Origin of the sequence: Kitasatospora sp. NPDC088351, from assembly GCF_040685575.1 — a bacterium.
Lineage (GTDB): Bacteria > Actinomycetota > Actinomycetes > Streptomycetales > Streptomycetaceae > Kitasatospora.
The window spans coordinates 59,713-78,217 of the sequence record NZ_JBFBIL010000015.1; the positions used below are offsets into that span (position 1 = coordinate 59,713).

Below are 18,505 nucleotides of genomic sequence, written 5' to 3' on the forward strand. Positions count from 1 at the left end.
CTGGTAGCCGTACCCGCCCTGCTGCGGGTACGCCGACGGCACCGGCTGCCCGTACTGGTCGTACTGCTGCGGCTGTTGCTGCTGCGGGGCCTGCTGCTCGTACGGCTGGTACTGCTGCTGCTCCTGGTAGCCGTACCCGCCCTGCTGCGGGTACGCCGACGGCACCGGCTGCCCGTACTGGTCGTACTGCTGCGGCTGTTGCTGCTGCGGGGCCTGCTCCTGGTAGGGCTGGTACTGCTGGTACTGACCGGTGGACCAGTCGTCCTGGCCGCCCGTGCGCTCGCTCATGCGCCCACCTCGCTCCGCTCGCTCATGCGCCCGCCCCTCCGGGATTCAGATCCGGTGCGGCGCGTAGAGCGCACGCTTGTCGATGTAGCGGACCACGCCGTCCGGGACGAGGTACCAGACCGGCTCGCCCTTGGCGACCCGGTTGCGGCAGTCCGTGGAGGAGATGGCCAGGGCCGGGACCTCCACCAGGGAGACCCCGCCCACCGGAAGCCCGGCGTCCGAAAGAGTGTGCCCCGGGCGGGTACAGCCGATGAAGTGCGCGAGCGAGAAAAGCTCGTCGGAGTCCCGCCAGGAGAGGATCTGGGCAAGCGCGTCGGCACCGGTGATGAAGAAGAGGTCGGCGTCCGGGTGCAGTGCGTGCAGGTCGCGCAGGGTGTCGACGGTGTACGTCGGACCCTCGCGGTCGATGTCGATCCGGCTGACCGAGAACTGCGGGTTCTCCGCGGTGGCGATGACCGTCATCAGGTAGCGGTCCTCGGCCGGGGTGACATGGCGGTCGCTCTTCTGCCACGGCTGCCCGGTCGGCACGAAGATCACCTCATCGAGGTGGAACGCGCTCGCCACCTCACTGGCGGCGACCAGGTGCCCGTGGTGGATCGGGTCGAAGGTGCCACCCATGACGCCGAGGCGCTTCTTCACCGGTACCGGTCCGCCGGGATTCCCGGCCTGCTCTCCCATGGCGCCACACCTTACGCGACACGCGTTACGGTGCGGGAACGCCCGGGTGGGGGCCGCCCCGGACACGCGCGAGGGAGCGGCCGGCACTCACACCGGACGCTCCCCTGGCCACCACCGGGACGGCTCGGCGGGACTCAGCGGTCCCGGTTGAAGCGGGTGGTGACGTAGAGCAGCAGCAGCAGGATGAACAGCGCGGCGCCGCCCGTCAGGTACGGGTTGAGGCTCTCGCGGTTGCCCCCCTCGCCCTCGGAGGCGAGCAGGTTCAGAACGGGAAGTGCGGCGGCAGTGTTCATGGTCGGCGGGACCTTCTCGGCTCGGGTGACGGACCAGGGTGTCGGGCCGGTGAGGGCCCCACCCGCCATCGTACGGGTGGTTACACGGCAACCGCTCGGCGGCCCACCGCGTCTGATCAGGCGTGAGCCGGGTGCCCGGCGGGGGTGTGCTCAGTTGTTGCGGCCGGCCCGCAGCAGGATCCAGGCGAGCAGTCCGACGCCCACGAAGGAGGCCACCACGATGATGCGCAGGAACAGCCCCGGGCCGTCCTCCGTGGAGATCGGGCCGGCCAGGCTGACAAGGGCGTCGGTGGACATCTGCGGGCTCCTCGAACTGCTCGGTACCGCGGCCAGGTCTGGTCTCGGCTATCCAGGACATTCAGGGTAGACCGGCTTCACATCCGCGCCGCCCACCGCCCCCTGCGGCGCGGCCCGCACCGCGCGTAGGGTGGCCGCGGGGACGAGTACGCAACCACGGACGTTGCACAGACAGTCGTTGCAGACGAAGAGCAGCGGGGGCCGGCCAGCGGCCGGGGCCGCCGTCGAGCAGGAGGTACTCACACCATGACCGATACGACCGAGAAGACCCCGAGCCGGCGCCGCCAGCGCTTCCCGGAGATCTCCACCCGGGCCTGGGAGCACCCCGCGGACCGCTCCGCCCTGGTCGCGCTGCGCAAGCTGACCGGCTTCGACGACGTGCTCAGGAAGCTCGCCGGTCTGGTCTCCGAGCGTTCGATCCGGCTGATGTTCCTGGCCACCGCCGTGAAGACGTCCGAGCGCCAGTTCCCCGAGCTCTACAACATGGTGCGCGACGCCGGCTACGTGCTCGACCTGGAGCGGATCCCGGACCTCTACGTCACCCAGGACCCGACGGTCAACGCGTACTGCATCGGCATCGACACCCCGATCATCGTGGTCACCAGCGGCCTGGTCGAGCTGCTGGACGAGGAGGAGCTGCGCTCGGTCATCGGCCATGAGGTCGGTCACGCGATGTCCGGCCACGCGGTCTACCGGACGATGCTGCTGATCCTCACCAACATCGCCACCCGGATCGCCTGGGTGCCGCTCGGCAACCTGGCGATCATGGCGATCGTCACCGCGCTCAAGGAGTGGTTCCGCAAGGCCGAGCTCTCCAGCGACCGGGCCGGCCTGCTCGCCGGGCAGGACCTCCAGGCGTCCATGCGGGCCCTGATGAAGCTGGCCGGTGGCCACAACCTCGCCGAGATGAACGTCGACGCCTTCCTGGAGCAGGCCGCGGAGTACGACAAGGCCGGCGACCTGCGCGACGGCGTGCTGAAGCTGCTCCAGGTGCTGCCGCAGAGCCACCCCTTCGCGGTGGTACGGGTCGCCCAGCTGAAGAAGTGGTCGGAGAGCGACGAGTACCGCTCGATCCTGGCGGGCGCCTACCCGCGCCGCGGCGAGGACCCGGAGACCTCGGTCGGCGACCAGTGGAGGGCCGCCGCCGACCACTACACCACCTCGGTGAAGGAGAGCAAGGACCCGCTGATGGGCCTGATCCGCGATGTCGCCGGCGGCGCCGCGACCGTCGGCGGCAAGCTCCGCGACACCTTCACCGGCGCCTCGCGCGGCAACGGATCCACCGGCGGCCCGACCCGCGACGACGACTGACCCCACCGGTACCGCCCCGGCGGACGGCTCCCGGCTCCCCGCCGGGGGCCGTCGGCGGGCCCGGGGAGCGGTCAGCCTCCCGCCAGCACCCCGCAGACCTGCCAGGCGGGCTGGGCGTGGTTGCCCGGGTCGATCCCGGGCGGGGCGGGCACCGAGGTGCCGCCCGCCGTGGCGAGCACCGGCTGGAGGAACCCGGCCATCGAGCCGGTGCACGGGGCCGGACCGGCCTGGAGCACCGAGTCCACCAGCCGCAGCTGGGTGGCGGCCAGGTCGACCCGGTCGAAGTCGAACGTCAGCTGCCGCCGGACGGTCTCCAGGGTGACCGGTGCGCCGCTCGACGCGCCGGCCGGCTTCAGCGCGTAGACGAAGGTGTGGTCGGTGGCGATCTGCAGCGTGCCGCTGTCCGCCTCGTCGATCCGCATCGCGCCCGCGACCTTGACGGTGCCCGAGGCCAGCGCGACCTGGCCGGGGTCGAAGCGGACCAGCCAGCCGGTCAGCGCGTGGTGCCGGTCGTCGGCCGGCTGGGCCACGCTCGTATCGAACTGGGCCTGCTCACCCGGGGTGACGAAGGCCCGCACATCGCCGGTCGCCCCCTGGATCAGGGCCGCGGGCGCCAGCGAGGAGGCGACCAGATAGCGCTGGACGGTGTCGAGCGCCTTGGTCACCTCGGCCTTGCTGAAGTGCTCGGTGGCCGCTCCGGCGGGCGTCCCGAGACCGATCGCGCCGTCGCTGTAGCCGGGCGGCAACGAGGCGAAGGGGCCGGCCGGGTCGGCGACCGGCCTGACCGCCGAAGCCGGGCTCAACGCCACCAGACTGGTGGTCAGTTGACTGCCCGAGGGCTGGGCCGACTGCCGTTCGGGCGAGCTGATGCCGAAGTACACCGCGGCCGCGAAGGCCACCAGGATGAGCAGCAGCAGGGCGAGCGCCTGCCGGGGCACGGTGCCCAGCGGGCCGAGCCGTACGCGCGGGCGGGTGGCCCGGCCGAAGGAGCCGGCCAGCCGCTCCCGGGCGGAGAGCTCCTGGATCCGGGCAGCCCGGACGAAGGATTCGTCGAAGACGACGGACCGGTACTCGTCCTCATTTCCGGAACCACCGTCGGGCGCACCCTCCGGAGGCTCTCGCGGGTCACCCATAACACCAGGGTAAGCCGCACCCCGGCCCCGCCACGAGAGTCCTGCCACAGATTCCCGGGGCCGCTCCGTGACCGCCCGGAGCGCCCCCGTACGGCCCCGGGCACACCGGCCCCCGGCTCCGCCGGATCAGCGGCTCAGCCCGCCGGAGCGGTGACCACGAGCGACGGTTCGGCCGGCGAGGGCACCGGATCGGCCCCCACACTGCTGTTGCCGGACTCGGGCCGGGGCGCCGGTCCTCCGTCGGCCCCGCCCACGCCCTGGTAGACCGCCGCGACGGCCACCGCGACCAGGCTCACGCCCATGATCACGGCGAGCACCCAGGCCACCGGCCGGTGCCAGCGCTGCTGGGCGACATAGCGCCCGCGCCCGGCCCGGACCGGGTCGTAGACGCCGCTCCGGCCCCACCGGCGCCCGGTCGCCCGGCCGGGCGCCGACCACGGGTCGGGATAGAGGCGGTCGTCGTCCAGCCCGCTCGGGTGCGGGCGCAGCTCCAGCGGCAACCCGTCACCGGCCGGAATGTCATAGCCCCAGCCCGGTCCCACCGTGTCCGGCTCGAACCGGGCCTCGGCGGCGGCGAGCTGCCGCTCCTTGGCCGTCGGCTCGTGCACGGCGGCGGACCGCACGAAGGCCTCATCGAAGACCACGGTGGCGAACTCGTCGTCCGCACCACCGTGGTCGGCGCCGTCGGGGTACGGCGAGCCCCCCACATCGTCAGCCACGGATTCAGCGTATTACCGGGCGGCCGTTTTGTCTGTGGCTCCTCCCAGTTGGTTCGTCACCCGTGTGAAGCGAGCCGTCCCGGGCGCGCTCAGCCGGCGTCGGCGGCCCCGCCCACGGTCTGCGTCGCCTCGCCCCGGACATGCCCGTCACCGGTGACGATGTACTTGGTGCTGGTCAGCTCGGGCAGGCCCATCGGGCCGCGGGCGTGCAGCTTCTGGGTGGAGATGCCGATCTCGGCACCGAAGCCGAACTCACCGCCGTCGGTGAACCGGGTGGACGCGTTGACGGCCACCGTGGTCGCGTCGACCAGTTGCGTGAAGCGGCGGGCGGCCGCCTGCGAGGTGGTGACGATCGCCTCGGTGTGGCCGGAGGACCAGCGGCGGATGTGCTCGACGGCGGCGTCCAGCGAGGGCACCACGGCGGCCGCCAGGTCGTAGGAGAGGTATTCCGTCCCCCAGTCCTCCTCGGTGGCCGGCACCACCGTCACCGCCGTGCCCTCGGCGGCCTTGAGCACCGCGTCGTCGCCGTGCACGGTCACCCCGGCCTCGGCGAGCGCGGCCAGCGCCAACGGCAGGAAGGCGTCCGCGACGTCCTGGTGGACCAGCAGCGTCTCGGCCGAGTTGCAGACGCTGACCCGCTGGGCCTTGGAGTTCAGCAGGATGCCGACGGCCATCGCGAGGTCGGTCCGGGCGTCCACGTAGACATGGCAGTTGCCGGTGCCGGTCTCGATCACCGGGACGGTCGAGCCCTCGACCACGGTCCGGATCAACGAGGCGCCGCCGCGCGGGATCAGCACGTCCACCAGACCGCGGGCGCGCATCAGCTCCCGCACCGAGTCCCGGCTCTCACCGGGGACGAGCTGGATCGCGTCGGCGGGCAGCCCGGCCGCCTCGACCGCGTCGCGCAACACCGTGATCAGCGCGGTGTTGGAGCGGTAGGCGGAGGCCGAGCCGCGCAGCAGCACGGCGTTGCCGGACTTCAGGCAGAGCGCGGCGGCGTCCACCGTGACGTTGGGACGGGCCTCGTAGATGATGCCGACGACGCCGAGCGGCACCCGGACCTGGCGCACGTCCAGACCGTTGGGCAGGGTGTAGCCGCGCACCACCTCGCCGACCGGATCGGGCAGCCCGGCCACGTCGCGGACGTCGGAGGCGATCGCGGCGATCCGCTCGTGGTCGAGGGTCAGCCGGTCGACCACCGACTCGGCGGTGCCGGCCGCGCGGGCCCGCGCGACGTCCTCGGCGTTGGCGGCGGTGATCTCGGCGCTGCGGGCCACCAGGGCGTCCGCGATCGCCAGCAGCGCGGTGTCCTTCGCCCGGCGCGGCAGCGGGGCGAGCGCGGCGGCGGCCTCCCGGGCTCGGCGCGCTACGGCGAGGACGGGGCTGTCGGCAGTGGCGAGGTCGCTGGTCATGTGCCAAGGGTAGCGACTGCGCGGGCGGCGTCCGGCGGGCATTTCGCCCGGTGAGACGGCGCCCGCGGCAGGGCGGCTCAGTACGGGTGGACCCCGCCCAGGTGCGGGGGCGGATCGCCGAAGCCCTCGGCCACCCGCTTGTGGTACGTCGCGCGGTCGACCACCTCCAGGCCGACGATCTCCCACGCCGGCAGGCTCGCCGTCACCTTGTGCTCGCCCCACAGCCGCAGCGCGATCGCTGCCGCGTCGTGCAGGTCCCGCGCCTGCTCCCAGTAGCGGATCTCGGCGTGGTCGGCGGCGTAGCGGGCGGTCAGGAAGAACGAGTGGTCGTGCGCCAGCCGCTCCAGCCCGGCCCGCAGCTCCGACAGCGGGGTGACCTGCCCGGCGACGCTCAGCACCACGTGCCAGAGCCGGGCCTGCTCGGGCACCGTGGGCGGGTCGCCCGCGTCCCGCCGGTCCGGCCGCAGCCTGCGCACCCCGCCGGGCCCCTGCGGCGGCGGACCTGACGGCCCGGCTGGGCCGTCGCCACCGCGTCCGCCGTCGATGCTGGTCAGCCGCCGGCCCGCCGTCCCTCCGGTCAGCGCTGCCTCGCGCCTGCGTTCCACCGGCGGCCTCCTGTTCGGCGATGTCGTGTCGTCGTACCCGCCGGCCCGGCCCGACGCGTAAGGCTGCGCGCCTCCCCGCCCGCGGCCGGGCGTGAACCCCGTGCGGAGTGGCCCGCCGCCCGCGCTGGCCGGTCAGCCGCGCAGGACGACCAGGTCGTCGCGGTGAACGACCTCACGCTCGTACGCGGCGCCGAACTCCTGGGCCAGGTCTCGGGTGGACCGGCCGAGCAGGCGGGGCAACTCCCTCGCATCAAAGTTGACCAGTCCGCGCGCCACGATGTGGCCGTTTTCACCAAGAAGGTCCACCGGATCACCCGCGGCGAACTCCCCGTCGACCTTGGTGACCCCGGCCGGCAGCAGCGAGGCGCCACCGGAGACCACCGCCGCGACCGCGCCCTCGTCCAGGTGCAGGGCGCCGCGCGGGCTGCTCGCGTGGGCCAGCCAGAGCAGCCGGTCGGAGGAGCGGCTGCCGGTGCGCAGGAACAGCGTGCCGGTGGGCCGGCCGGCCAGCGCGTCGGCGGCGTGGCTGGCGGCGGTGAGCACCACCGGGATGCCCGCGCCGGTGGCGATCCGGGCCGCCTCGACCTTGGTGACCATGCCGCCGGTGCCGACACCGGCCTTGCCCGCGCTGCCGATCTGGATGCCGTCCAGGTCGTGCGGTCCGGCCACCTGGGCGATCCGGCTGGTGCCGGGGCGGCTCGGGTCGCCGTCGTAGAGGCCGTCCACGTCGGAGAGCAGCACCAGCAGGTCGGCCCGGACCAGATGGGCGACCAGCGCGGCCAGCCGGTCGTTGTCACCGAACTTGATTTCGGCGGTGGCGACGGTGTCGTTCTCGTTGACGATCGGCATCGCGCCCATCGCCAGCAGCTGGTCGAGCGTCCGGTAGGCGTTGCGGTAGTGGGCCCGGCGGCTGGCGTCCTCGGCGGTCAGCAGCACCTGGCCGACCCGGATGCCGTACCGCGCGAAGGAGGCGGTGTAGCGGGCGACCAGCAGGCCCTGCCCGACGCTGGCGGCGGCCTGCTGGCGGGCGAGGTCCTTGGGCCGCCCGTCCAGGCCGAGCGGGGCGAGGCCCGCCGCGATGGCGCCGGAGGAGACCAGGACCACCTCGGGCGCCTCCGCCCGGGTGCGCACCTTGGCCAGCGCGTCCACCAGGGCGTCGACCCGGTCGGCGTCCAGGCCGCCGGCGGCGGTGGTGAGTGAGGAGGAACCGACCTTCACGACGATCCGCCGCGCGGTCAGCACCTCGTCCCGCAGTGAGTCCTCGCTCATCTCGCTGTACGCCCTTCCGGTGTGGTGCGGGTACGACGGGCCCCGGGCCCGGCCGTTACCCCCGCAATCTACGCGACCGGCGCACCCCGCCCGCAGGTCATGTCACCCGCTGGACGGGCCGCCCGGCGACCGCCCGGCCCGCGGCGGACCGGCCTGCCCGGCCAAGTTCCGTGCCGTCCCGGCGAAGTGACGTTTCACCAGACCGAACGCGGCGCGGCCCCCGCCTCCCTTGCGGGTGGCGGGGGCCGCGTCGAACCGCCGGCTCAGCTGTCCTCGTCGTCGCCCTCGATGGCGGCCTGGCGGCCGCTGGAGAGCGCCTCGAAGGCGAGGAACTCGGCCTCGGCCGCGTCCTTGCCCTTCTGCTTGTCACGGCGGCGGTCGACGGCCGGACGCGGGCTCTCGAAGCGGTGGTCCTCACCGCGGCGGCCGAGCATCTCGGCACCGGCGGCCATGGTCGGCTCCCAGTCGAAGACGACGGCGTTCTCGTCCGGGCCGATGATGACGGTGTCGCCCTCCTGGGCGCCGACCTTCCACAGCTTCTCCTCGACACCGAGGCGGGCGAGCCGGTCGGCGAGGTAGCCGACGGCCTCGTCGTTGGAGAAGTCGGTCTGGCGGACCCAGCGCTCCGGCTTGCCGCCGCGGATGCGGTAGGCGCCGTCCTCCTCGGTGATGGTGAAGCCCGCGTCGTCCACGGCGGCGGGCCGCAGCACGATCCGGGTGGACTCCTCCACCGGCTTGGCGGCCCGGGCCTCGGCGACGATCTGCGCCATCGCGAAGCTCAGTTCGCGCAGGCCCTTGCGGGAGGCGGCGGACACCTCGAAGACGCGGTAGCCGCGCGCCTCCAAAGACTCGCGGGTGAGGTCGGCGATGTCCTGGCCGTCCGGCACGTCGATCTTGTTGAGCGCGACCAGGCGCGGCCGGTCGTCCAGACCGCCGTACTGGGCCAGCTCGGACTCGATGGTCTCCAGGTCGGTCAGCGGGTCACGGCCGGGCTCCAGCGTGGCGCAGTCCAGCACGTGCACCAGCACCGAACAGCGCTCGACGTGCCGCAGGAACTCCAGGCCGAGGCCGCGGCCCTGGCTGGCGCCGGGGATCAGACCGGGCACGTCGGCGACGGTGTAGACGGTCTCGCCTGCGGTGACCACGCCCAGGTTGGGGATCAGGGTCGTGAACGGGTAGTCCGCGATCTTCGGCTTGGCGGCCGAAAGCACCGAGATCAGCGAGGACTTGCCCGCGCTCGGGTACCCCACCAGGGCGACGTCGGCGACGGACTTGAGCTCCATGACGATGTCACGGGCCTCGCCGGGCTCGCCGAGCAGCGCGAAGCCGGGCGCCTTGCGGCGGGCCGAGGCCAGCGCCGCGTTGCCCAGGCCGCCGCGGCCGCCCGCGGCGGCGACGAAGCTGGTGCCGTGGCCGACCAGGTCGGCGAGGACGTTGCCCTCCCGGTCCAGCACCACGGTGCCGTCCGGCACCGGCAGCACCAGGTCGTGGCCGTCGGCTCCGGTGCGGTTGCCGCCCGCGCCGGGCTTGCCGTTGGTGGCCTTGCGCTTGGGCGAGTGGTGGTACTCGAGCAGGGTGGTGACCTGCGCGTCCACGATGAGGATGATGCTGCCGCCCTCACCGCCGTTGCCACCGTCCGGCCCGCCGAGCGGCTTGAACTTCTCTCGGTGCACGGAGGCGCAGCCGTGGCCCCCGTTACCCGCGGCGACGTGAAGCTCGACGCGGTCCACGAAGGTGGTCATGGGTGTGCCTCCAGTACGTGTACGACAAACGGTCTTTACCTGCTCTAAAGCATGAAGGGTGGACCGGAACATTCCGGCCCACCCTTCACTGTGAGTCTGGTGAGACTCAGGCCTCGGTGGCCACGATGTTGACGACCTTGCGGCCGCGGCGGGTGCCGAACTGCACGGCACCGGCGGTCAGCGCGAACAGGGTGTCGTCGCCACCGCGACCGACGCCCGCACCCGGGTGGAAGTGGGTGCCGCGCTGGCGGACGAGGATCTCGCCGGCGGAGACAACCTGGCCGCCGAAGCGCTTCACGCCGAGGCGCTGGGCGTTCGAGTCACGGCCGTTACGGGTAGAGCTTGCGCCCTTCTTGTGTGCCATCTCGCTATCCCCTTACTTGCTGACGGAGTCGATGCTCGTGATCCGCACAGCGGTGTGCTGCTGGCGGTGACCCTGGCGGCGACGGTAACCGGTCTTGTTCTTGTAGCGCAGGATGACGATCTTGTCGCCCTTGGTCTGGTCGACCACCTCGGCGTGAGCCTTCACGCCAGCGAGGACCCAGGGGTCGGAGGTGACAGCGTCACCGTCGACGATCAGGATGGTCGAGAGCTCGACCGAGTCACCCGGCTTGGCCTCAATACGGTCGATCTCCAGCACGTCGCCGACGGCGACCTTGTGCTGGCGGCCGCCTGCGCGAACGATCGCGTACATGCGGTACCTACTTTCCTACTCGGTCGGAACTCTCGATGCCAGCCACCTGGGTACGGACACAGGGGCCTCCCCGGGCCTTCTCACGAAGGTCTCAGGAGGTGATGTGCTCGGGAGCATGGCGTAGACACGCCAGTGGTCAAGAATACGGACCGGGCGCCGCAGGGGCAAACCGGACCGTACAGGGCCCGGGGGCGGACGGTCGTCCGCCCCCGGGCACCGGGCACTACTCGGCTGCCGAATCACCCTCGGCGGCCGCGGCCTTCTTGGCCGCCGCGCTGGTCCGCTTGGTCGCGGTCTTGCGGGCGGTGGTCTTCTTGGCCGCCGCTGCCGTGGTCTTCTTGGCAGCGGTCTTCTTCGCGGCGGTCTTGCGCGCGGCCCGCTTCTTCGGGGCCGGCGCCTCCTCGGCGGGCTCCTCGGTCACGGCCGGCTCCTCGGCGACGGCCTCGGCCGCCTCCGGGGTCTCGACAGGCGCAGCGGGCTCGGCCACGGTCTCCACGACCACGGCCTCCTCGGCCGCGACCGGCTCGACCGGGGCCGGCTCCTCGGCGGCCGGGGCGGCGGCCTTGAGGGCCGCCTCCAGCGCCGCGTCGGCCCGGGCCTGCAGCACCACGATCTCGGCCTCGGCGGGCGCACCGGCCGGCGCCGTCGCCTTGCGCACCGCACGGCGACGGGTACGGCCGGCGGGAGCCGCGGCGGCGGCCGGGATCTCGACCAGGCTCGGCTGGGCCGGCTCGGCGGCGGTCTCCACGACCACGGCCTCCTCGACCACGACCGGCCCGGCCGGAGCGGAGGTCTCGACGACCTCCAGCTCCTCGATCGCGAGCTGCCCCTCGACCTCCTCGTGGACGTGCTCGTCCGGCTGGGCCACCTCGACGGCCTGCGGCTCCTCCTGGGCCGCTCCGCCCTTGCCCCGGCGCCGGCGCTTGCCCGCGCCCGAGCCCGCCTCACCGGCCGCGACGGCCTGGCCGCCACCGCCCATGTGGACGCTCGGCTGCTCCATGTGCACGATCACGCCGCGCCCGTTGCAGTGCACGCACGGCTCGGAGAACGACTCCAGCAGGCCCTGGCCGACCCGCTTGCGGGTCATCTGCACCAGGCCCAGCGACGTGACCTCGGCCACCTGGTGCTTGGTCCGGTCCCGGCCCAGGCACTCCAGCAGACGGCGCAGCACCAGGTCGCGGTTGGACTCCAGCACCATGTCGATGAAGTCGATCACGATGATGCCGCCGAGGTCGCGCAGCCGCAGCTGGCGCACGATCTCCTCGGCCGCCTCGATGTTGTTCCGGGTGACCGTCTCCTCCAGGTTGCCGCCCTGGCCGACGAACTTGCCCGTGTTGACGTCGATGACGACCATCGCCTCGGTGCGGTCGATCACCAGCGAACCGCCGCTGGGCAGCCAGACCTTGCGGTCCAGCGCCTTCATCAGCTGCTCGTCGATCCGGTAGGTGGCGAACACGTCCACCTCGGAGGTCCACCGCTGGAGCCGCTCGGCGAGGTCCGGCGCCACGTTGGAGACGTAGTCGTGGATCGTGTTCCACGCCTCGTTGCCGGAGACGATGACCTTGGTGAAGTCCTCGTTGAAGATGTCGCGCACGACCCGGACGGTCATGTCCGGCTCGCCGTACAGCAGCGCCGGGGCGTTGCCGGTCGCGGCCTTCTTCTGGATCTCCTCCCACTGCTGCTGGAGGCGCTGGACGTCACGGGTCAGCTCGTCCTCGGAGGCACCCTCGGCGGCGGTGCGCACGATCACGCCCGCGTCGTCCGGGACGATCTTCTTGAGGATCTGCTTCAGACGGGCGCGCTCGTTCTCGGGCAGCTTGCGCGAGATGCCGGTCATCGAGCCCTCGGGCACGTACACCAGGTAGCGGCCGGGCAGCGAGATCTGGCTGGTCAGACGGGCGCCCTTGTGACCGATCGGGTCCTTGGAGACCTGCACCAGGACGGACTGGCCGGACTTCAGCACCGACTCGATCCGGCGCGGGCCGCCGTGGCCGCCCAGCGAACCGAAGTTGACCTCACCGGCGTACAGCACCGCGTTGCGGCCCTTGCCGATGTCGACGAAGGCGGCCTCCATCGACGGCAGCACGTTCTGGACCTTGCCCAGGTAGACGTTGCCGACGTACGAGGTGGCCTGCTCCTTGTTGACGTAGTGCTCGACCAGCACGCCGTCCTCAAGAACGCCGATCTGGGTGCGCTGGCCGTTCTGGCGCACCACCATGACGCGCTCGACCGACTCGCGGCGGGCCAGGAACTCGGCCTCGGTGATGATCGGCACCCGGCGACGGCCCAGCTCGCGGCCCTCGCGGCGGCGCTGCTTCTTGGCCTCCAGGCGGGTGGAGCCCTTGATGGACTGCACCTCGTCCGGGTCGAACGACGGCTCGGTGGAGCGGCGGCGCGGCTCGCGCACCTTCACCACCGTGCGGACGCCGTCCTCGGTGGTCTCGGCGCTCTCGGTGGCACCGGCCTCACCGCTGCGGCGGCGACGGCGGCGACGGCGACGGGACGAGGCCAGGCCGGAGGCCAGATCGTCCTCGTCCTCACCCTCCTCGTCCTCGACGGCCGGCTCCTCCGCGGGCTGCTCGGTCTCCTCGGCCTCGAACTCCTCGGCCTCACCGCGGCGGCGACGACGGCCGCCCCGGCGGCGACGGCGGGACGGACGGCCGTCCTCCCACTCGTCCTCGACCTCCGGGCCGGCCACGGGGGCCTCGACCACGGGCGTCTCGACGACGGGCACCTCGACCGGGGCCGGGGCCTCCTCGACGACGGCCGGCTTCTGAGCCGCGGCCTGCTTCTGGGCGGCGGCGGGCTTCTGGCGGACCGGGGCCTGCACCCGGACCTGGGTGCGGGTGCGACGGCGGCGGCCGACGCCGCTGTACTCGTACTCGTCCTCCTCGGACACCGCCGCCGGAGCCTGCACCGGGGCCTGCGCCTTGGCCCTGGCCCTGGACTTGGGCTCGGCCTTGGCCTCGATCCTGGGCTCGGCCTTGGCCTCGGCCTCGACAGCCGCCGGAGCAGCCGTCTGCGGGGCCTCGTAGGGGGCCGGCTCCTGGAAGACCGGGGCCTGGAAGATCGCGGTGGACGGACGGACCGCCCGGCGGCGCACCCGGTGGACCGGCTCGGCCTCGGCCACCGGGGCGGGGGCGGGCTGCTCGGCGGGGGCGGCCTGGACGGGGGCCTCGGCGGCCACCGGCTCGGCCTGCGGCTCCCGGGCCTCCTCCTCGGCGGCGGGCTCCTCGACCGGGGCCTCGACCACCGGCGCGGCCTCCACCACACGGCGGCGGCGGGGTCGGCGGGCCGGGGCGGCCGGGGTCTCCTCGGCGGGCGTCTCGGTGGCGGGAGCCTCGACGGGCACCTCGGCGACCGGCGCCTCGCTCGGCTTCTCGGCGGCGGCGGGCTCCCCGGCGGGGGCCTCGGCACGCTTGCGGGTCCGGCGGGCCCGGACCGGCTTCTCCGCCACCGGCTCCTCCGCCACCGGTGCGGCGGCAGCGGGAGCCTCGGCCGCGACGGCCTCCGGCTCGGTGACGACGATCGGGGTGGCCTCCGGCGCCCCGGCCGGAGCCTCGGCACGCTTGCGCGCCCGGCGGGCCCGGACCGGCTTCTCCGCCACCGGCTCCTCCACCGGCGCGGCGGCGGCCGGCATCTCGGCCTCGGCCGGGATCACCGTCTCGGCGGCCTCGGTGGCAGCCCCCTGCGGGGTGCCCGCCGGGCGGGACACCGCACGGCGACGGCGGCGCGGCGGCGCGGCGGTCGCGCCCTCGCCTGCGGCGACGGCGGATTCGTTCTGGTCCGGTGCAGCGTTCTGCTGCGAATCGGTGTTGTCGAGCATGCGGGTGGATCTCCCGTCAGGCCCCCGGGCTCCGTATCCAGGCACGGCAGGGCACCGGTGGCCGGCCGGCATCGCGACGGATGCTCGGGCCGGACCTTTTCTCGGTGCCGCCGTGCGGACGCGAGGCCGCACAGGGGCTCGTAGTCTCGCTCGGCGCCCCGCACTCGGCGGGGTGTCGAAAGTCTTCTGGTCTGACCAGTCTTCTGAGGTTTTCCCAAGCTGTGCCGTTCCCCAACCCCGGGTGGCTCCCGGACGGGGTCCTCGGGCCCACCGACCATCGGGGTCGGCGGGCCACAAGAGGCCGGCCTGTGCTTCGACGACGCTCGCTCCCCTGGGGAGCCGCGGGGGCCTGGAGGGCCAACGGGTCCAGTGAGGCACTGGACCCGGCCTCCGCCCGCTAGGCGGACGCGGTTGCGCGCGGCTCGCCGGCCATCACAGGGCCGGCCGGGGCCGCGGCGCGGTCGAGCGCCAGCGGGTCGGTCACCGTGCCGGTCTCCTCGTCGAACGGCCCCTGCGCCAGCCTGGTCACCTCTGCGGGGACCGGCGGCGCCAGGTCGGCCGTCGCACGGAGACCGGACAATACGTCGTCGGGTCGTACGGCGGGTGTGGCGTGTCGTACTACCAGGCGCAGTATCGCACAGGGACGGCCGGTCCGAACATCGTGGACCCTTTCGCCCTCCGTGTCCGCACCGTCGTCCACCTGCGGCGAGGCGACCTCGAGCGCCGCCACCGCACCGCGCGCGTCAAAGACCCGCACGCCGTTCTTGGTGAGACGTTCGACCTCGACCCGCTCCTCGGCCAGGAAAACGGCGGCCGCGCGGGCCGCCTCCTCCGGGGTGACACCGTCCAGCCGGACCTGCCACTCGGAGGCCTCCAGGCGCTCCACGAAGTTCGGTGTCCTGACCTCGACCGCGTCGGTGATGTCCAGGCCGTTCGGCAGCGACTCGTCGAGCTGCGCACGCAGCTCCTCCGGGTCGCGGACGGCGGCGAGGCCGATCTCCAGGTACTCCGCCTCACTCGCCACCCCGGTCGGGGCGGCGTTGGCGTAGGAGACCTTGGGGTGCGGAGTGAAGCCGGCCGAATAGGCCATCGGCACGGCCGACCGGCGCAGTGCGCGCTCGAAGGCGCGCTGGAAGTCGCGGTGGCTGGTGAAGCGGAGCCGGCCGCGCTTGGTGTAGCGGAGACGGATCCGCTGCACCGTCGGCGCGGGCGGAGGACCGTCGGGCGTACGGCGTGCCAGGGTCGCTCAGTCCTTAGTCAGTTGTCCCCGTCCGACGTGGCGCTTTCCCGCCACTGTCCGGACTCTGTCACCTCAAAGGGTACGCGCCCCCGCACCCCCCTCGCTCCGCCCCTGCTCAGAGCCGGTGGCTGTCAGTCGAGCGAACCGGGCTCGGCCAGCCACTGAGCCCGGAGGTCGGTGTGCCTGGCGATGGTCTCGAAGTCCCGGTCGTAGTGCAGCACGGTCAGGCCGTGGTGCATCGCGGTGACGGCGACCAGCAGGTCGGCGATCCCGGCCGAGGGGTGCTGACCGGCCTCGACGAGCCGTTCCTGGATCGCGAGCAGCGTCCGCCAGGCGCCGTCCGGCACCGGACGCCAGACGTACATGTCGGCCAACGCCGCCTTGAGGTCGGCGAAATGTCCCTTGGATCTCGCCGAGTAGCACAGTTCCGCTTCGGTCGGCTCACAGAGCCCGACCCGCCCCTGGTCGATCACCTCGCCCCACACCTCGTCCAGGTCCGGCCTGACGATCCGGACGTGGGCCGATGTGTCGATCAGGAACTGCTCCGCACCGCTCATTCAGCGCCATACCTCTTCCTTGAACCCCGGTTCCAGCACCGCGTCGAACACACCGTCGGCCGCCAGCTCGCGCATGCGTTCCCGGGCCCGTCGGCGCCGCGCCCGGAGGCCCACCTCCGCCAGTGCGGCGTTGACCGTGTCCTTCTTCGTCTTGGTTCCCAGCGCCTGGGCCGCCAGGGCCAGCGCCTCTTCATCGACGTCGATCATGGTTTTGGCCATACGGTACACCACCCTTCATCCACCCATTGATTTGCGTAGATTCTATACTCGTGGCCGCGATTCATATATACCAACATCAAATCGAGTGATGTCCGGAAACGACCGATCCCCGGCCGGAGGTGTCCGGCCGGGGATCGAGGAAAGTCAGGCTCTACTTGACCACGGTCAGCGGCAGCAGCTTCTTGCCGGTGGGGCCGATCTGGATCTCCGTCTGCATCTGCGGGCAGACGCCGCAGTCGAAGCACGGGGTCCAGCGGCAGTCGTCGACCTCGACCTCTTCGAGGGCGTCCTGCCAGTCCTCCCAGAGCCAGTCCTTGTCGAGGCCGCTGTCCAGGTGGTCCCAGGGCAGCACCTCCTCGTAGGTGCGCTCGCGGGTGGTGTACCAGTCCACGTCGACACCGGTACCGGCCAGGCCCTTCTCGGCGGAGGCCATCCAGCGGTCGTACGAGAAGTGCTCACGCCACCCGTCGAAGCGGCCGCCGTCGTCGTAGACGGCCCGGATCACGGCGCCGATGCGGCGGTCGCCGCGGGAGAGCAGGCCCTCGACGATGCCGGGCTTGCCGTCGTGGTAGCGGTAGCCGATGTTCTTGCCGTACTTGCGGTCGCCGCGGATGGAGTCGCGCAGCTTGGCCAGGCGGGCGTCGGTGGCCTCGGCGGACAGCTGCGGGGCCCACTGGAACGGGGTGTGCGGCTTGGGCACGAACCCGCCGATGGAGACGGTGCAGCGGATGTCGTTCTGCCCGGTGACCTCGCGGCCCTTCTGGATGACGTTCTTCGCCATCTCGCCGATCTGGAGCACGTCCTCGTCGGTCTCGGTGGGCAGGCCGCACATGAAGTACAGCTTCACCTGACGCCAGCCGTTGCCGTACGCGGTGGCGACGGTGCGGATCAGGTCCTCCTCCGACACCATCTTGTTGATCACCTTGCGGATGCGCTCACTGCCGCCCTCCGGGGCGAAGGTGAGACCCGAGCGGCGGCCGTTGCGGGTCAGCTCGTTGGCGAGGTCGATGTTGAAGGCGTCCACCCGGGTGGACGGCAGCGAGAGGCCGATCTTGTCCTCGGTGTAGCGGTCCGCCAGGCCCTTGGCCAGGTCACCGATCTCGGTGTGGTCGGCGCTGGACAGCGACAGCAGACCGACCTCCTCGAAGCCGGTGGCCTTCAGCCCGCGCTCGACCATCTCCCCGATGCCGGTGATGCTTCGCTCCCGCACGGGGCGCGTGATCATGCCGGCCTGGCAGAAACGGCAGCCGCGGGTGCAGCCGCGGAAGATCTCGACGGACATCCGCTCGTGCACGGTCTCGGCGAGCGGGACGAGCGGCTGCTTGGGGTAGGGCCACTCGTCGAGGTCCATCACGGTGTGCTTGGAGACCCGCCACGGCACGCCCGGGGCGTTCGGCACCACGCGGCCGATCCGGCCGTCGGCCAGGTACTCCACGTCGTAGAACCTGGGCACGTACACCCCGCCGGTGCGCGCCAGGCGCAGCAGCAGCTCGTCGCGCCCGCCCGGGCGGCCCTCGGCCTTCCAGCCGCGGATGATCCCGGTGATGTCGAGGACGGCCTGCTCGCCGTCGCCGACCACCGCGCAGTCGATGAAGTCCGCGATCGGCTCGGGGTTGAACGCGGCGTGGCCGCCGGCCAGCACGATCGGGTCCTCGTCGGTGCGGTCCGCGGCGTTCAGCGGGATGCCCGCGAGGTCGAGCGCGGCCAGCATGTTGGTGTAGCCGAGCTCGGTGGAGAAGGAGAGCCCGAACACGTCGAAGGCCCGCACCGGCCGGTGGGCGTCCACCGTGAACTGCGGGACGTCGTGCTCGCGCATCAGCGCCTCCAGGTCCGGCCAGACGCTGTACGTCCGCTCGGCCAGCACGCCCTCGCGCTCGTTGAGCACCTCGTAGAGGATCATGACGCCCTGGTTGGGCAGGCCCACCTCGTAGGCGTCGGGGTACATCAGCGCCCAACGGACGTCGCAGGCGTCCCAGTCCTTGACGGTCGAGTTGAGCTCGCCGCCGACGTACTGGATCGGCTTCTGGACGTGCGGGAGGAGGGCCTCCAGGCGTGGGAAGACCGATTCGACAGTCATGTACTAGGAACCCTTACGACGTTGAAAGGTGTCGCGCGCATCTGATCCCGGTCGGGTGGTGGGCGACTGTTTTGGGAGGGGTGACCCTCAAGGGTAGCCGAATCCCGGAGCCTTCCGACGTCCGCGTCCGGCCACCCGGGAGCGG

17 protein-coding genes and 1 pseudogene are annotated in these 18,505 nt (G+C 72.5%); 1 reads left to right on the forward strand and 17 read right to left on the reverse strand.

Annotated elements, in window-relative coordinates:
* From AB0P06_RS14190 to AB0P06_RS14205, 4 genes and pseudogenes are all read right to left on the reverse strand, one after another.
* Positions 1-288 (reverse strand): annotated as a pseudogene (locus AB0P06_RS14190) (hypothetical protein); the annotation flags it as partial.
* 45 nt (positions 289-333) lie between these two features.
* On the reverse strand, positions 334-966 hold the full coding sequence (gene nadD, locus AB0P06_RS14195) for a nicotinate-nucleotide adenylyltransferase (protein WP_363607531.1): 633 nt from the start codon (positions 964-966) through the stop codon (positions 334-336).
* 134 nt (positions 967-1,100) lie between these two features.
* A complete protein-coding gene (locus AB0P06_RS14200; RefSeq protein ID WP_363607532.1) occupies positions 1,101-1,259 on the reverse strand; it encodes a hypothetical protein in 159 nt (52 codons plus the stop codon).
* A 150-nt stretch (positions 1,260-1,409) separates the two neighbouring features.
* Positions 1,410-1,556, reverse strand: coding sequence for a hypothetical protein (locus tag AB0P06_RS14205; RefSeq protein ID WP_363607533.1), 147 nt, complete (start codon positions 1,554-1,556; stop codon positions 1,410-1,412).
* Positions 1,557-1,802: 246 nt separating this feature from the next.
* Between AB0P06_RS14205 and AB0P06_RS14210 the strand changes: the two genes are divergently transcribed.
* Positions 1,803-2,867 carry a M48 family metallopeptidase gene (locus tag AB0P06_RS14210; RefSeq protein WP_363607534.1) on the forward strand — a complete coding sequence of 355 codons (1,065 nt, stop codon included), beginning with the start codon at positions 1,803-1,805 and terminating at the stop codon, positions 2,865-2,867.
* Between the two features lie 71 nt (positions 2,868-2,938).
* Here the strand turns inward: AB0P06_RS14210 and AB0P06_RS14215 are convergent, their stop codons facing one another.
* The 13 genes from AB0P06_RS14215 to AB0P06_RS14275 all read right to left on the reverse strand — a co-directional run bounded on the left by AB0P06_RS14215 (position 2,939) and on the right by AB0P06_RS14275 (position 18,360).
* The gene (locus AB0P06_RS14215; protein WP_363607535.1) at positions 2,939-4,000 is read right to left on the reverse strand and encodes a hypothetical protein; all 1,062 of its coding nucleotides are present in this window, start codon (positions 3,998-4,000) and stop codon (positions 2,939-2,941) included.
* Between the two features lie 134 nt (positions 4,001-4,134).
* Positions 4,135-4,719, reverse strand: a complete 585-nt coding sequence (locus AB0P06_RS14220) for a hypothetical protein (protein WP_363607536.1) — start codon at positions 4,717-4,719, stop codon at positions 4,135-4,137.
* Positions 4,720-4,808: 89 nt separating this feature from the next.
* On the reverse strand, positions 4,809-6,131 hold the full coding sequence (locus tag AB0P06_RS14225; protein WP_363607537.1) for a glutamate-5-semialdehyde dehydrogenase: 1,323 nt from the start codon (positions 6,129-6,131) through the stop codon (positions 4,809-4,811).
* A gap of 77 nt (positions 6,132-6,208) precedes the next feature.
* Positions 6,209-6,736, reverse strand: coding sequence for a hypothetical protein (locus AB0P06_RS14230; RefSeq protein ID WP_363607538.1), 528 nt, complete (start codon positions 6,734-6,736; stop codon positions 6,209-6,211).
* A 132-nt stretch (positions 6,737-6,868) separates the two neighbouring features.
* Complete coding sequence (gene proB / locus AB0P06_RS14235) at positions 6,869-8,005, reverse strand: glutamate 5-kinase (RefSeq protein ID WP_363607539.1); 1,137 nt, start codon at positions 8,003-8,005, stop codon at positions 6,869-6,871.
* Positions 8,006-8,268: 263 nt separating this feature from the next.
* Positions 8,269-9,747: a GTPase ObgE gene (gene obgE / locus AB0P06_RS14240; protein ID WP_363607540.1), complete on the reverse strand. Its 1,479-nt coding sequence runs from the start codon at positions 9,745-9,747 to the stop codon at positions 8,269-8,271.
* A gap of 106 nt (positions 9,748-9,853) precedes the next feature.
* Positions 9,854-10,111, reverse strand: coding sequence for a 50S ribosomal protein L27 (gene rpmA, locus AB0P06_RS14245; protein ID WP_209416555.1), 258 nt, complete (start codon positions 10,109-10,111; stop codon positions 9,854-9,856).
* Between the two features lie 12 nt (positions 10,112-10,123).
* The gene (rplU, locus tag AB0P06_RS14250) at positions 10,124-10,441 is read right to left on the reverse strand and encodes a 50S ribosomal protein L21 (protein ID WP_030058249.1); all 318 of its coding nucleotides are present in this window, start codon (positions 10,439-10,441) and stop codon (positions 10,124-10,126) included.
* 223 nt (positions 10,442-10,664) lie between these two features.
* Positions 10,665-14,267, reverse strand: a complete 3,603-nt coding sequence (locus tag AB0P06_RS14255; RefSeq protein ID WP_363607541.1) for an Rne/Rng family ribonuclease — start codon at positions 14,265-14,267, stop codon at positions 10,665-10,667.
* Between the two features lie 397 nt (positions 14,268-14,664).
* Positions 14,665-15,465 (reverse strand): TIGR03936 family radical SAM-associated protein, encoded by an 801-nt coding sequence (locus AB0P06_RS14260; RefSeq protein ID WP_363607542.1) that lies wholly within the window; start codon positions 15,463-15,465, stop codon positions 14,665-14,667.
* A gap of 173 nt (positions 15,466-15,638) precedes the next feature.
* A complete protein-coding gene (locus AB0P06_RS14265) occupies positions 15,639-16,064 on the reverse strand; it encodes a PIN domain nuclease (protein ID WP_363607543.1) in 426 nt (141 codons plus the stop codon).
* Positions 16,065-16,283 (reverse strand): type II toxin-antitoxin system VapB family antitoxin, encoded by a 219-nt coding sequence (locus AB0P06_RS14270; RefSeq protein WP_363607544.1) that lies wholly within the window; start codon positions 16,281-16,283, stop codon positions 16,065-16,067.
* Positions 16,284-16,434: 151 nt separating this feature from the next.
* Positions 16,435-18,360, reverse strand: a complete 1,926-nt coding sequence (locus AB0P06_RS14275; protein ID WP_363607545.1) for a TIGR03960 family B12-binding radical SAM protein — start codon at positions 18,358-18,360, stop codon at positions 16,435-16,437.
* Between the last annotated feature and the right edge of the window lie 145 nt (positions 18,361-18,505).

What these genes read in the sequence shown, in the direction of transcription:
- nadD (WP_363607531.1), bottom strand. Translation starts at nt 966, where the DNA reads ATGGGAGAGCAGGCCGGGAATCCCGGCGGACCGGTACCGGTGAAGAAG.
- obgE (WP_363607540.1), bottom strand. Translation starts at nt 9,747, where the DNA reads ATGACCACCTTCGTGGACCGCGTCGAGCTTCACGTCGCCGCGGGTAAC.
- AB0P06_RS14225 (WP_363607537.1), bottom strand. Translation starts at nt 6,131, where the DNA reads ATGACCAGCGACCTCGCCACTGCCGACAGCCCCGTCCTCGCCGTAGCG.
- AB0P06_RS14210 (WP_363607534.1), top strand. Translation starts at nt 1,803, where the DNA reads ATGACCGATACGACCGAGAAGACCCCGAGCCGGCGCCGCCAGCGCTTC.
- rplU (WP_030058249.1), bottom strand. Translation starts at nt 10,441, where the DNA reads ATGTACGCGATCGTTCGCGCAGGCGGCCGCCAGCACAAGGTCGCCGTC.
- AB0P06_RS14255 (WP_363607541.1), bottom strand. Translation starts at nt 14,267, where the DNA reads ATGCTCGACAACACCGATTCGCAGCAGAACGCTGCACCGGACCAGAAC.
- proB (WP_363607539.1), bottom strand. Translation starts at nt 8,005, where the DNA reads ATGAGCGAGGACTCACTGCGGGACGAGGTGCTGACCGCGCGGCGGATC.
- AB0P06_RS14215 (WP_363607535.1), bottom strand. Translation starts at nt 4,000, where the DNA reads ATGGGTGACCCGCGAGAGCCTCCGGAGGGTGCGCCCGACGGTGGTTCC.
- AB0P06_RS14200 (WP_363607532.1), bottom strand. Translation starts at nt 1,259, where the DNA reads ATGAACACTGCCGCCGCACTTCCCGTTCTGAACCTGCTCGCCTCCGAG.
- AB0P06_RS14205 (WP_363607533.1), bottom strand. Translation starts at nt 1,556, where the DNA reads ATGTCCACCGACGCCCTTGTCAGCCTGGCCGGCCCGATCTCCACGGAG.
- AB0P06_RS14275 (WP_363607545.1), bottom strand. Translation starts at nt 18,360, where the DNA reads ATGACTGTCGAATCGGTCTTCCCACGCCTGGAGGCCCTCCTCCCGCAC.
- AB0P06_RS14265 (WP_363607543.1), bottom strand. Translation starts at nt 16,064, where the DNA reads ATGAGCGGTGCGGAGCAGTTCCTGATCGACACATCGGCCCACGTCCGG.
- rpmA (WP_209416555.1), bottom strand. Translation starts at nt 10,111, where the DNA reads ATGGCACACAAGAAGGGCGCAAGCTCTACCCGTAACGGCCGTGACTCG.
- AB0P06_RS14270 (WP_363607544.1), bottom strand. Translation starts at nt 16,283, where the DNA reads ATGGCCAAAACCATGATCGACGTCGATGAAGAGGCGCTGGCCCTGGCG.